The 12,764-nt window shown below is 30.5% G+C and carries 12 protein-coding genes and 3 tRNA genes; 9 read left to right on the forward strand and 6 right to left on the reverse strand.

The features are described 5' to 3' along the window. Positions 1 to 87: 87 nt before the first annotated feature. Positions 88 to 432 (forward strand): VOC family protein, encoded by a 345-nt coding sequence (locus tag P2W65_RS18215; RefSeq protein WP_289659841.1) that lies wholly within the window; start codon positions 88 to 90, stop codon positions 430 to 432. Positions 433 to 544: 112 nt separating this feature from the next. Next, positions 545 to 874 (forward strand): hypothetical protein, encoded by a 330-nt coding sequence (locus P2W65_RS18220; protein WP_289659842.1) that lies wholly within the window; start codon positions 545 to 547, stop codon positions 872 to 874. Between the two features lie 291 nt (positions 875 to 1,165). Here the strand turns inward: P2W65_RS18220 and P2W65_RS18225 are convergent, their stop codons facing one another. After that, positions 1,166 to 2,107 carry a hypothetical protein gene (locus P2W65_RS18225; RefSeq protein WP_289659843.1) on the reverse strand — a complete coding sequence of 314 codons (942 nt, stop codon included), beginning with the start codon at positions 2,105 to 2,107 and terminating at the stop codon, positions 1,166 to 1,168. A 180-nt stretch (positions 2,108 to 2,287) separates the two neighbouring features. Here P2W65_RS18225 and P2W65_RS18230 point away from each other — a divergent pair, with 180 nt between their 5' ends. The 3 genes from P2W65_RS18230 (at position 2,288) to P2W65_RS18240 (ending at position 3,596) form a co-directional block, all read left to right on the forward strand. Then, positions 2,288 to 2,599, forward strand: coding sequence for a hypothetical protein (locus tag P2W65_RS18230; protein ID WP_289659844.1), 312 nt, complete (start codon positions 2,288 to 2,290; stop codon positions 2,597 to 2,599). Between the two features lie 84 nt (positions 2,600 to 2,683). After that, positions 2,684 to 2,962 carry a hypothetical protein gene (locus P2W65_RS18235; RefSeq protein ID WP_289659845.1) on the forward strand — a complete coding sequence of 93 codons (279 nt, stop codon included), beginning with the start codon at positions 2,684 to 2,686 and terminating at the stop codon, positions 2,960 to 2,962. Positions 2,963 to 3,008: 46 nt separating this feature from the next. Next, complete coding sequence (locus P2W65_RS18240; RefSeq protein WP_289659846.1) at positions 3,009 to 3,596, forward strand: hypothetical protein; 588 nt, start codon at positions 3,009 to 3,011, stop codon at positions 3,594 to 3,596. 42 nt (positions 3,597 to 3,638) lie between these two features. Here P2W65_RS18240 and P2W65_RS18245 read toward each other — a convergent pair whose 3' ends face one another. The 4 genes from P2W65_RS18245 to P2W65_RS18260 all read right to left on the reverse strand — a co-directional run bounded on the left by P2W65_RS18245 (position 3,639) and on the right by P2W65_RS18260 (position 5,327). Then, on the reverse strand, positions 3,639 to 4,670 hold the full coding sequence (locus tag P2W65_RS18245; RefSeq protein ID WP_289659847.1) for a hypothetical protein: 1,032 nt from the start codon (positions 4,668 to 4,670) through the stop codon (positions 3,639 to 3,641). 299 nt (positions 4,671 to 4,969) lie between these two features. Further along, positions 4,970 to 5,050, reverse strand: a tRNA-Tyr gene (locus P2W65_RS18250). A 52-nt stretch (positions 5,051 to 5,102) separates the two neighbouring features. Then, a tRNA-Val gene (locus tag P2W65_RS18255) sits at positions 5,103 to 5,177 on the reverse strand. A 75-nt stretch (positions 5,178 to 5,252) separates the two neighbouring features. Further along, a tRNA-Val gene (locus P2W65_RS18260) sits at positions 5,253 to 5,327 on the reverse strand. 267 nt (positions 5,328 to 5,594) lie between these two features. Here P2W65_RS18260 and P2W65_RS18265 point away from each other — a divergent pair. Continuing rightward, on the forward strand, positions 5,595 to 7,379 hold the full coding sequence (locus P2W65_RS18265) for an ABC transporter ATP-binding protein (protein ID WP_289659848.1): 1,785 nt from the start codon (positions 5,595 to 5,597) through the stop codon (positions 7,377 to 7,379). Between the two features lie 103 nt (positions 7,380 to 7,482). On the opposite strand, the gene P2W65_RS18270 is transcribed toward P2W65_RS18265, so the two are convergent. After that, positions 7,483 to 8,655, reverse strand: coding sequence for a proline dehydrogenase family protein (locus tag P2W65_RS18270; RefSeq protein ID WP_289659849.1), 1,173 nt, complete (start codon positions 8,653 to 8,655; stop codon positions 7,483 to 7,485). Between the two features lie 247 nt (positions 8,656 to 8,902). Here P2W65_RS18270 and aroB point away from each other — a divergent pair, with 247 nt between their 5' ends. The 3 genes from aroB (at position 8,903) to P2W65_RS18285 (ending at position 12,759) form a co-directional block, all read left to right on the forward strand. After that, entirely contained in the window at positions 8,903 to 9,970 is a 1,068-nt protein-coding gene (aroB, locus tag P2W65_RS18275; protein WP_289659850.1) for a 3-dehydroquinate synthase, read from the forward strand. Positions 9,971 to 10,275: 305 nt separating this feature from the next. After that, positions 10,276 to 11,679, forward strand: coding sequence for a type III PLP-dependent enzyme domain-containing protein (locus P2W65_RS18280; protein ID WP_057117937.1), 1,404 nt, complete (start codon positions 10,276 to 10,278; stop codon positions 11,677 to 11,679). A 111-nt stretch (positions 11,680 to 11,790) separates the two neighbouring features. Next, positions 11,791 to 12,759 carry a deoxyhypusine synthase family protein gene (locus P2W65_RS18285; protein ID WP_057117936.1) on the forward strand — a complete coding sequence of 323 codons (969 nt, stop codon included), beginning with the start codon at positions 11,791 to 11,793 and terminating at the stop codon, positions 12,757 to 12,759. The last annotated feature ends 5 nt before the right edge of the window (positions 12,760 to 12,764 follow it).

The following is a 12,764-nucleotide window of genomic DNA, read 5'->3' on the forward strand; positions in this document are numbered from 1 at the left end:
TTTGTTTAGAATCAACTAATTTATAACAATTATCAAACATCTTTTATTTGTAAAATAGTTATTTATAGTTATAATATATTAAGATTAATGGAAATTAGACTTCTGGTAATACGAACAAATGATCAAAAACGTCTTGCGGACTTTTATAGTTTTTTAGGTTTGAAATTTGATTATCATAAACACGGTAACTCCCCTATGCATTATTCGGCAGGAATTGGAAGTTTAATTTTGGAAATATATCCATTAGCAAAAAATCAAACTGAACCAGATATCAATATGAGATTAGGTTTTGCAATTGATAATTTTGAAGAAACATTGAAGTTATTGATTAATAACGAGATAGCTTATTCGGAGCCTTTGCAAACTGATTTCGGTTTTTTGACTATTGTTTCTGATCCTGATGGACGAAAAGTTGAGCTTTATAAAAAGTGAAAAAACTCTAGCAAAAAGAAACTTTAATTCTTTTTATCGTATTCTTAAAAAGTTCAAACAGATTGTCAAAAGAAATTAACGTATAAGCATTATGATTAAAACAAAAAATAACTTGTTACGATTTTTATTAATCTCTGTAATTTGTATAGTAGTATTGTTTCATTATTACGATAATTTTAAAACATATATTTTATTAAAAAGTAATACAAGTAAAACAACTGGAATTATTGTTGATTATTATGAAATTGGTTTAAGTAGTTTTTACATGAAATATTCATATACTGTTAATGGAGATGTTTATACAAAAACAGTAAATCCAGATAAGCTTTTTGATAATTGCGAAGAGGACAAAAAATGCATTAATAGTAAAATTTATGTTCTATATTCCAAAAAAGAGCCTTCAGTCAGTAAGCCAATTTTCGATATGAAAGGTGATGAGTAGTTTAGAATAAGAGTTTATTTATCTTTCAATATTTTTTTCCAAAGCTTTAATATGTTCGTCTTTCGCTTTTAAAAGTTCTGAGTTTAATCGCTTAATTTCTTCCAAAGCTTCTACCCATTTGTCTACTGGATTTACATTGAAAGTTGGATAATAATTATAACCGTGTGATTGGTTGTTAAAAGTGTTATAAATAATACTTACAGTTATCTAAATTAAAAAATCTGAATTTCAAAGATAAAAAAATAGCTGTACCAAAATATTCGTTTTGTAAGATATTATATGCAAAAAAACTTATTCGTTAAAAATCACAAAAGCAAGTGAAATCTCAGCTAAATAGTTCACTTTTGTCCCTTTATTATTGGCGGGCTCTAAAATATTTATTTTGTTTATACTGTGCATTATTTGCTCACAGAGGTTCTTGTTGGGGTGGATTACTTTAATATTGATAATTTCATTGTCTTTGGTAACAACAAAACTTAAACGAAATCGGACATTTCTAGAAGCCAAATTAAAATTGGTAAAATCTATATCATTCTGAATCTGCCTTGCAATGCTTTCTTTAAAACACTCCAGTGATTTTTGATTTTTATACGAACAGTTTTTTGTAATAGGAACTTGTTCTACATTGTTTGCCTTAAATAAATCCTTGTCGTCTAATTCTCTAACTATTAATTCTTTCTCTTTAATAAATTCTCCTTTAAGCTTCTTTTCACCCTCATTTCTTTGGTATTCTAAAACAACTATACATTCATTTAGTGCTCTTTTAAAAGCAATAGAAACTCTTTCATTATCTTGAATAGTATTAGGTTTATCATTTAATCCAGTTTTAGCATTTTCAGTAAAATTCTTGTAAAGAAGCTCTTTCTCATACATTATTTTGTCAACTTCTATTTTTTTATCTCTATAAAATATTTTTGCTGCTCTCGCATTTGAAAAATGATAATAACTCCAGATGATTAATAAATTATGGTAATATTTGTCAACTTCACTAGTTATGCTTCCAAGTGATAATTGAATTTTTATGCTATCTGCTAAAACATCTCCAAATGCATCTTTATCCAAATAACCTGAAAATGTTTTGATTATATTGTTATCACGGAGTACAGTTTCATTGGATTTATTTTCTATAAAGCCATATTTTTTGATTGATGAGTAAATAGTGTCTCTGCTGGATTCTAGAGGTAGATTAAAGAATAATCTACTAATATCATTCTGAGAATATGAATGTGACAAGTTTAAGAAAAGTATTAAACAAATTACTGTTTTCCTGTTTCGTAATTTCATATTTTGCTCATTGATTGCTGCTTGAAAAAATATTACTAATATATCAAATAAAAGGCTTATAAATCGTAGTAAAAATATTTTTTAAATTAGAGTATAACTGATTTCAGCGAATTATAAATAGTTAGAAAAATGAAAAAAATAAAAATACTACTAGTTTTAGCAACAATAACTTTTTTCTCCTGTAAAAAAGACATTAAATCTGGGTTAGATACTGTCGATGTAAAAACTTTAGATTCTGTAAAAACTATAAAAAAATCAAATAACAATAAGGATAAAAGTATTTACACTAAGTATGAGTATATTGATTCTGAGGGCAAAAATCTAATAATACAAAACAGCTTTCCAAAAGGCGGAGTAAGATATACTGATCCAAATGGTAATGAATATATTTATGCGGTATTTTGGACGCGAATAATCAATGAAACGTCTAGCCCTATTTAATTAAAAATTAACTTTCCTCTAAATTCCTACGAGATTCCAGATTTATCAAAGAAATATTATAAAATATTAATTCCTTCTGATACGATGATAATTCAGAAAATACCTTTATTTAATTATGGATTAAATAATTTAGAACCTTATTTTGATAAGAATATTGATAAACCATCTTCTTTAAAAAGAACTATTAAGCCAAAACAATCTAACGGATTTTATGTAGTAATGCTTCGTTGGACTGGAGGAGATAAATATGGCGTCTTAAGAACAGAATTGAGTTTAAAAGGACAAAAACTTTTCTATAAAGTTAGGGATAAAGAGATTTTATGTGGAAGTATTAATTTGAAAAATCTAAAAGTAAAGAAATAAAAAAAGTTTTGATCAGCTAAATTATATAATTTTTTAAATCCATTTTATGAAGAAGTTTATTTTGATTGTAATTCTTTTAATTAGTTCAAAAGATTTTGCTCAATCACGTTATAATTATAAGCAAGGTTCTAAATTTATAGAAAAAGCTCAAACTGAAATACAAAAAGGGAATTTATCAGAAGCTCAAATGAACTTAGAAAAGGCAGGGAAAAGCAATTATGGTTTTTGTGGGAATGCTTGGGCGAGTGCAGAAAGTAAAATTAATCTACTAAAGGCAGAGATTTTTAATAGAAAAAATGAATTTGATAAATCCCTTTCAGTGCTTGATTCAATGGCAGGTTGTGGTTTTGGTGCCGATTGTGAAGCTAGAGATTCTTTAAAAATTGTCACTTTATCTTTGAAATTTGGAAGTGAAAAAGTTAAAAAGTCTTTTAAGAATGTTATGGCTGTTAAAGTAAAACCACCTAATATTGAGTCTTCCTATTCGATTTACATAGCTGACTTAAATTACACTTTTGTGTTTCAATCTTGGGTAGGATCAGGGTATTCTGAAAATGAAAATTCTGAAGAAAATGATGGGCATAAATTTATTAAGTTAATTGAAAAGCATAAATATTACAAGTTGCTTGAATAAGAACTTGTTAATTTCTTGAAAAGGCTTAATACGACTTTACGTTTAGTTTTTTGGTTTCAAAATGTACAATCCTCCATTTTTTATGATAGGCTCAACAATGTCTGTGCTATCGTTCCTATAGCCACCAATATTAATAGCATAGTCTAAAAAAGCCACTTTTGACTTTGTTCTCAAATGCTTAGGTAATTCATATAAATACAAATCGTTTTTACATTTGGAATCCTTAAAATATTTTATTGCCTTTTCTTTGAAAAACAAATTTTCATTGTTATAAGTAACTTGATAATAGGCTGTATTAATAAATGATGGAGAAAACCATTCTGGTAAATCAAAGTAACTTCCTGTAAAATAGTATTCGTCTTTTTTACGAGAAAGTAATTCAATTGAATTTGAACTCTGATAATTAAACTTTTGCTCCTTTAACAGTTGTGTAGAATACATTTTCAGATAATCATCATCTATTTTTTCGCCAATTTGTTTGGTAGAATAAATTCCGTTTTTTTGGTTTTTCAAAACAATTAACCTTTTACCAGCAAATTTGGCAGGAAAATTTAAAAAATCAATCTGACCAATGGTATCATTTTCTGCGTCATTACTTCCAGAATGTGTAAACCTATAATCTCCTTTTTGCGAGAATAACAGAATCCAATTATTTTTTATTTTAAAATACATTGGATAATTTTCTGCTAGATAATCAAAATTCCTATTGGTATCATAAACTGCCATTTCGGCATCTTTGTAATATTTTTCAAAAAGTATTTTAAAATCGCTGTCCTTGATTTCATTTTTAGAATTTAGTATTTGTGAAAATTCAGTATAAACTAGCTTTTTCCCTGAAAAATCATATACCCCTTTTTCAGCAAATACATAAGGTATAAAATTTACGAAATCAAAAACAGATGTATATTTTTCTTTTGCTAAATCATCTGATATAATTACGTTTCCTAAATGATTGTATTTTGTTAATCCTTGATTATTAGAAAGGTAATACTCATTACTTATGCTGTCAAACAATATTGGAAAACTGCCAGTCACAGGTAAAATTTCATAATTTTTAGATTGTGGTTTTTCCATCAGGCTTTTAAAATTTTTATAGCATTTTGGCCTAAAAAAATCATTTGTTGTTATATTATGGGTCGTGCATCTATCTAAAAATAACAACACCAAAAGAGCACAAATAATCAAGGAATAGATAATTTTTTTCATATTTTTTTGGATGTACTTATAATAGTTGGTGTTTCAAACAAAACTACACTTTTTCTGACAGAAATTTAAATTTAAAAAAATGCTTTTACTAAATAGTATATATGTATAAGAATAGATATAAACAAAAAACTCCAAAATCTTTTGATTTTGGAGTTTTAGAAGTTTTGTGGGGAGAGCAGGATTCGAACCTGCGAAGTTCACACAGCAGATTTACAGTCTGCCCTCGTTGGCCGCTTGAGTATCTCCCCAAAATGTATGAAAGTGTAAAAAAAAATCCTTAATTTCTTAAGGAGTCTTTTGTGGGCGATGAGGGGTTCGAACCCCCGACCCCCTCGGTGTAAACGAGGTGCTCTGAACCAGCTGAGCTAATCGCCCTATTTTACTAGGTTGCTATCTTTTTGGATAGCTTGTGCAAATATATTTATTTGCTAATATTTTAATAAAAACTTGTGGGCGATGAGGGGTTCGAACCCCCGACCCCCTCGGTGTAAACGAGGTGCTCTGAACCAGCTGAGCTAATCGCCCTATTTTACTAGGCTGCTATCATTTCGTGATTGCGAGTGCAAATATACAGCTAGATTTTGTATTTGCAAGCATATTTTAAAAATAACTGAAACTTTTTTTTATTTTTTTATTTAGAAACCTATTTTTCAAACTCTTAAAAAAGAAACAAATTTTACTATTTTCTTATAATTTCGTTAAAAAGTCAAAATCACTCTGCTAATTCCTAATATTCCTTTGTAGTAATTCGACTTAGTCATACATTTGCATACCTAAAAAATAGTATTCTAAATGGCACGATTTAAAGAAAATGATTTGCCTAAATCAAAAATAACGGCTACTTCACTTAATAAAGCAAAAACAATTTTTACGTACGCAGGACATCACAAATGGAAATTCTTCATTGGATTGATCTTTCTGCTTTTAACAGGAGCTACTGCCCTTGCCTTTCCTAAGTTGATGGGAATGCTGGTAGATTGCGTAAAAAACAAAGATAACGATCAAGCCAATACAATTGCTTTAGGTTTAATTGTAATTCTGTTTCTACAATCTTTCTTCTCATTCTTCAGATTATCATTATTCGTAAACTTTACCGAAAATACACTGGCAAATTTACGCTTGGCTTTATATACTAATTTAGTTAAACTGCCAATGACTTTCTTTTCTCAAAAAAGAGTTGGTGAATTAAACAGTAGAATTAGTGCAGACATTACACAGATTCAAGATACTTTAACTTCGACTATAGCGGAGTTTTTACGTCAGTTTATCTTAATTATTGGCGGTATCATACTTTTAGCTACAGAAAGTTTTAAACTTACTTTATTAATGCTTGCTGTAGTACCTCTAGTAGCTGTTGCGGCTGTAATTTTTGGAAGATTCATTAGAAAGTATTCCAAACAAGTACAAGATCAGGTTGCCGAAAGTCAAGTAATTGTGGAAGAAACCATGCAGGGAATTAGTATCGTAAAAGCTTTTGCAAACGAATGGTACGAAATTGCACGTTATAAAGGAAAAATTCATGATGTTGTAAAACTGGCTATTAAAGGTGGGAAATACCGTGGTTATTTTGCTTCATTTATCATTTTCTGTTTATTTGGAGCTATTGTTGCCGTTGTTTGGTACGGAGTTCGTTTAAGTATTGGAGGAGAAATGAGTGTTGGACAATTAATTTCATTTGTATTGTATTCTACCTTTGTTGGAGCTTCTTTTGGAGGAATTGCCGAATTATATGCTCAAATTCAAAAAGCGATCGGAGCTACTGAAAGAGTGTTTGAATTGCTAGACGAAAGTCCAGAAAAAATCAATCCAGAATATAAAGGAGCCCAAGAAAAAATAAAAGGAAATGTGAGTTTCAAAAATGTTGCTTTTAGCTATCCAACCCGTCAAGAAGTTCAAGTTTTAAAAGATGTTAATTTTACTGCCGAATTTGGTCAGAAAATTGCAATTGTTGGGCCAAGTGGTGCTGGAAAATCGACTATATCTTCGCTCCTGCTTCGTTTTTATGATATTACTTCAGGGGAAATCACGGTCGATGGCAAAAACATCTATGATTACGATTTAGAAAACCTTCGAGGAAATATGAGTATTGTTCCTCAAGATGTAATTTTGTTTGGTGGAACTATTAAAGAAAATATAGCCTACGGAAAACCAGATGCAACCGACGAAGAAATTATGCAAGCAGCTAAACAAGCAAACGCTTTCAATTTTGTTGATGGTTTCCCTGAGAAATTCGAAACTTTAGTTGGGGAGCGCGGTGTAAAATTATCAGGCGGACAGCGTCAGCGTATTGCAATCGCAAGAGCTTTATTGAAAAACCCAAGTATTTTGATTTTGGATGAAGCAACATCCTCTTTAGACAGTGAAAGCGAAAAGCTGGTTCAGGAAGCTTTAGAAGTTTTAATGGAAGGAAGAACAAGTATTATCATTGCTCACAGACTTTCAACCATTAGAAATGCTGATAAAATATTAGTTCTCGATAACGGAAGAATCTCTGAAGAAGGTACACATCAGGAATTAATAAACCTAGAAAACGGAATTTATAAAAACTTGAGCAATTTGCAGTTTAGTAACTCTTAAATAAAATTCCAATTTTAGAAATTCCAATAAAAAAGCTTCAATGAAAATTGAAGCTTTTTTATGTAAACTGTAAACTGAATACTAAGGACTGAACACTAAAATACTATTCTTTTCCTTTTCTACGTTTACGTTCTGCCTTAATCATAGACAATTCACGGCTTGTTTGGCCAGCAACCGAAGTATTTTCTTCAGCACGACGAATCAAGTATGGCATAACATCTTTTACAGGACCAAATGGTAAATATTTTGCCACGTTATAACCGTTTTCTGCTAAGTTATAGCTGATATTATCGCTCATTCCGTATAATTGCCCAAACCATATACGATTATCGTTTTTAGCAATTTCTTTTTGAGCTAAAATTTCCATCAATTTATAAGAACTTAATTCGTTGTGAGTTCCTGCGAAAATTGACATCGTTTCCAAATGATCTGCCATATATTGTACAGCCGCATCATAATTATCATCTGTAGCTTGTTTAGAAACACAGATTGGAGAAACATATCCTTTTTCTTCTGCTCTTTTGTTTTCTTTCTCCATGTAAGCACCACGAACCAATTTCATTCCAATATAAAAGCCTTCTTTTTTTGCAATTTCATGTAAACCTTTTAAATAATCTAAACGATCCCAACGGTACATCTGTAAAGTATTAAATACAATTGCTTTCTCTTTATTGTATTTACGCATCATATCTGTAACTAATTCATCGGCAGCATCCTGCATCCAGCTTTCTTCGCCATCAATCAATAACGCCACATCTTTTTTATGAGCTTCACTACATATTTTATCAAAACGAGCCACTACTCTATCCCACTCTGCATGTTCATCTGGTGACAAAGTTTGTTTCTCTCCTAATTTTTCATATAATTCAAAACGCCCTAAACCTGTTGGTTTAAAAACTGCAAATGGAATAGCAAGACGCTCTTTTGCAAACTCAACAGTTCTTAATGTCATTGCAAGAGCTGCATCAAACTGTTCTTCTTCTTCTTTTCCTTCAACTGAATAATCTAGTACAGATGAAACTCCTTTCGTAAACATTTTATCTACTACAGTTAAACAGTCGTTTTCGTTTACACCACCGCAAAAGTGATCAAAAACAGTAGCACGAATTAATCCTTCAACAGGAAGATGTGCCTTTATAGCAAAATTAGTAACAGCAGTACCAATTCGAACTAAAGGTTCGCTGTCAATCATTTTAAAAAGAAAATAAGCTCTATCAAGTTCTGTGTCACTTTTAAGCGAGAATGCAACTTGAGTGTTATCGAATATTTTTTCCATTAAGTTTAGTTTTTATGCAAAGATAAAGAGTGTTTTGAATATTCTTCATAAAAGAGGACGATATTTTCGAGTATATTTAATAAGATTATCAGAAAACACCATTTTATGAAGTAAATGTTTACCTGCTTAATTATAATGCAGATAAATAACGTATGTAAGCTTGTATTTTAAACAAATTAGAGTCAAAGTTTGAAGATTATTTCGTTTAAAATACTTTATTTTTGCGCTTTCAATTAACTAAAGAATTATGAACTCTATTCAAGCCAATAACTACCTCGTACATTTTAACCAAAATGCTTACGAAGCTTTAAATAAACATTTAAGAGAAAATAAATATTCTAATATATTTATAATCGTCGATGATCAAACCAATGAATATTGTCTTCCTAAATTTATTCCGCATTTAGAAACAGAATTGGCTATTGAAATTATAGAGTTTGAAGCTGGTGAGGCCAATAAAAATATTGAGACTTGTATCGAGATTTGGAATATTTTAACAGAACTTGGAGGCGATAGAAAATCGCTTGTAATTAATGTTGGTGGTGGTGTAGTTACAGATTTAGGAGGTTTTGTCGCTTCTACTTTTAAAAGAGGTGTTGATTTTATTAACGTGCCTACTACTTTATTATCTATGGTAGATGCCTCTGTTGGAGGAAAAACAGGAGTTGACTTAGGAAATCTTAAAAACCAGATAGGCGTTATCAATGTGCCGCAGATGGTTTTAATCGATACAGAATATCTTGAAACTTTACCGCAAACTGAAATGCGCTCTGGATTGGCTGAAATGCTGAAGCACGGTTTGATTTATGATGCACCTTATTGGAGACAATTTTCTGATTTAAAATCTATTGTTTTTGACGAATTAGATCAATTGATTTATCGTTCAGTTGAAATTAAAAATGAAATTGTTATTCAGGATCCAACAGAGAAAAATATTCGTAAGGCATTGAATTTTGGGCATACTTTAGGACATGCTATCGAAAGTTACTTCTTAGAAAGTGAAGATAAAACAACTTTGCTGCATGGAGAAGCAATTGCTGTGGGAATGATTTTAGAAAGTTATATTTCATTGCAAAAAAATCTAATTACAGAACAAGAATACAGAGAAATAAAAACGATCATCAAAGGCATTTATGATGATGTCATTTTTGAAGAAAATGATATCGATCCAATCTTAGAATTGCTTATTCATGACAAAAAAAATGAATACGGCACGATTCAATTTGCATTAATTGAAGGAATCGGAAAGATAAAAATTAACCAATCCGTTGAAAATAAATCAATTCTAGACGCGTTTCAAGATTATAAATCTTAAACTTTTTTTAATCGAAAGCGTTGCATTTGGTATATTTTATTTTTTACATTTGCCCCATGAAAACAAACAATCAGCGAAGACAATTTAGCTCTTACAGAAACCGCCTCAATAGTTCTTTATTAAGAATGTTGGATCGTTTCTATAATAGTAAAAGCCCATTTTGTTTTGATGTTTTCCAATGTTCAAAAGCGGAACATGAAAAGCTTCCGATTATATTTGCAAATATTAGAGTTTGAATTTAAGATTTAGCATAAAAAACACTAAATTTAAAATACAATTACAATCTCTAAAACTTTGACAAATAAATGAATACGAAATATTCTGATCTAATAAACCAAACATACTACTTCCCTCAAGAGGAATTTAAACTTAATAAAGACAACCTTTTGTTTCACAATATCGATTTAATGAAATTGGTTGAACAATATGGTACTCCATTAAAGTTTACTTATTTGCCTCAGATTTCTGAAAATATCAACAAAGCAAAAGCTTGGTTCAGAAAATCAATGGAAAAGAACAAGTACGAAGCAAAATACTACTATTGTTACTGTACAAAAAGTTCTCATTTTGAATATATTATGAATGAGGCTTTCAAAAACAATATCCATATCGAAACTTCATCTGCTTTTGATGTTAATATTGTGGAAAATTTATTAGAAAACGGAAAAATAAACAAAAGTACTTATGTAATTTGTAACGGTTTCAAAAGAGACGAATACATTAGTAATATTGCTAGATTAATCAATAATGGACATAAAAACACTATTCCAATTATTGATAATTATGAAGAATTAGATTTACTTCAGGCGGAGATTAAAGGGAAATTCAAAATCGGAATCCGTATTGCCGCTGAAGAAGAACCGAAGTTCGAGTTTTATACTTCTAGATTAGGAATTGGTTATAAAAACATTGTTTCTTTCTATAAAAAACAAATTCAGGAGAATGATAAATTAGAGCTTAAAATGCTTCACTTTTTCATTAATACTGGAATTAATGATACATCATATTACTGGAATGAGCTTGTAAAATGTATTAAAGTATACATTGCTCTTAAAAAAGAATGCCCTACTCTTGACGGTTTGAACATTGGCGGTGGTTTTCCAATTAAAAACTCACTAGCCTTTGAATATGATTATCAATATATGATTGATGAAATCATCAATCAGATAAAAATTGCTTGTGATGAAGCTGAAGTTGATGTTCCAAATATATTTACGGAATTTGGATCCTTTACTGTAGGCGAAAGCGGTGGTGCAATCTATCAGATTTTGTATCAAAAACAACAAAATGATAGAGAAAAATGGAATATGATCGATTCATCTTTCATTACCACTTTACCAGATACTTGGGCTATAAACAAACGTTTTATCATGCTGGCGGTAAACCGCTGGAATGATACTTACGAACGGGTTCTGTTAGGAGGTCTGACTTGTGATAGTGACGACTATTATAATTCTGAACAAAATATGAATGCCATTTATCTTCCTAAGTATAATAAAGAAAAACCACTATATATTGGATTCTTTAATACTGGCGCTTATCAAGAGACAATTGGAGGATACGGCGGTTTACACCACTGTTTAATCCCGCAACCAAAACATATTCTAATTGACAGAGACGAAAACGGAATTCTAGCTACCGAGGTTTTCTCAGAACAACAGACTTCTGATGACGTTTTAAAGATTTTAGGATATAAAAAAAAGTTGTAAAAAAAAACGGCAAATTAAGTAATGGATATCTTTAGAAAATTCTTAATTTGCATTAACATCCAAAAAAGGTTAAACTTTTTAATTCAAAAAAAAAAAACAAAAACAAAAGAAATGAAAGGACCAATCAGTCAGTTTATTGAAAAACATTATTTGCATTTCAACTCTGCTTCATTAGTAGATGCTGCAAAAGCTTATGAGCAGCAATTAGCCGATGGCGCAAAGATGCTTGTGAGTATGGCTGGCGCAATGAGTACAGCTGAAATTGGTAAAATTTTTGCCGAAGTAATTAGACAAGACAAAGTACACATTATTTCATGTACAGGAGCAAATCTAGAAGAAGATATCATGAATTTAGTTGCTCATTCTCATTATGAAAGAGTACCGAATTATCGTGATTTAACTCCAGAAGACGAATGGGCTTTATTAGAAAGAGGATTAAATCGTGTTACTGACACTTGTATCCCTGAACATGAAGCATTCCGTCGTTTACAAAAGCATATTTACAAGATTTGGAAAGATGCAGACGATAAAGGAGAACGTTATTTTCCTCATGAATTTATGTATAAAATGTTGCTATCTGGTGTTCTAGAAGAATATTATGAGATCGACTTAAAAGATAGCTGGATGTATGCAGCGGCAGAGAAAAATTTACCTATTATTGTTCCAGGATGGGAAGATAGTACAATGGGAAATATCTTTGCTTCATACGTAATCAAAGGAGATTTAAAAGCTTCTACTATGAAATCTGGAATTGAATACATGACTTTCTTAGCTGATTGGTATTCAAAAAACAGCTCTAATGGAATTGGATTCTTCCAAATCGGTGGTGGTATTGCGGGTGACTTCCCTATCTGTGTTGTGCCAATGCTATATCAAGACATGGAAATGCATGATGTTCCATTCTGGAGCTATTTCTGTCAGATTTCAGATTCAACAACTAGTTATGGATCTTATTCAGGAGCGGTTCCTAATGAGAAAATCACTTGGGGTAAATTAGATATCAAAACCCCTAAATTTATTATTGAGTCGGATGCTACAATTGTTGCTCCGTTAATTTTCGCATATTTATTAGATTTATAGAATAA

This window comes from Flavobacterium panacagri (assembly GCF_030378165.1).
In the GTDB taxonomy this organism is placed as follows: Bacteria; Bacteroidota; Bacteroidia; order Flavobacteriales; family Flavobacteriaceae; genus Flavobacterium; species Flavobacterium panacagri.

Bases quoted from the DNA above. Each gene is read 5' to 3' on its own strand.
- aroB (WP_289659850.1), top strand. From the start codon at position 8,903: ATGAACTCTATTCAAGCCAATAACTACCTCGTACATTTTAACCAAAAT.
- P2W65_RS18245 (WP_289659847.1), bottom strand. From the start codon at position 4,670: ATGGAAAAACCACAATCTAAAAATTATGAAATTTTACCTGTGACTGGC.
- P2W65_RS18265 (WP_289659848.1), top strand. From the start codon at position 5,595: ATGGCACGATTTAAAGAAAATGATTTGCCTAAATCAAAAATAACGGCT.
- P2W65_RS18270 (WP_289659849.1), bottom strand. From the start codon at position 8,655: ATGGAAAAAATATTCGATAACACTCAAGTTGCATTCTCGCTTAAAAGT.
- P2W65_RS18215 (WP_289659841.1), top strand. From the start codon at position 88: ATGGAAATTAGACTTCTGGTAATACGAACAAATGATCAAAAACGTCTT.
- P2W65_RS18240 (WP_289659846.1), top strand. From the start codon at position 3,009: ATGAAGAAGTTTATTTTGATTGTAATTCTTTTAATTAGTTCAAAAGAT.
- P2W65_RS18285 (WP_057117936.1), top strand. From the start codon at position 11,791: ATGAAAGGACCAATCAGTCAGTTTATTGAAAAACATTATTTGCATTTC.
- P2W65_RS18280 (WP_057117937.1), top strand. From the start codon at position 10,276: ATGAATACGAAATATTCTGATCTAATAAACCAAACATACTACTTCCCT.
- P2W65_RS18235 (WP_289659845.1), top strand. From the start codon at position 2,684: ATGATAATTCAGAAAATACCTTTATTTAATTATGGATTAAATAATTTA.
- P2W65_RS18230 (WP_289659844.1), top strand. From the start codon at position 2,288: ATGAAAAAAATAAAAATACTACTAGTTTTAGCAACAATAACTTTTTTC.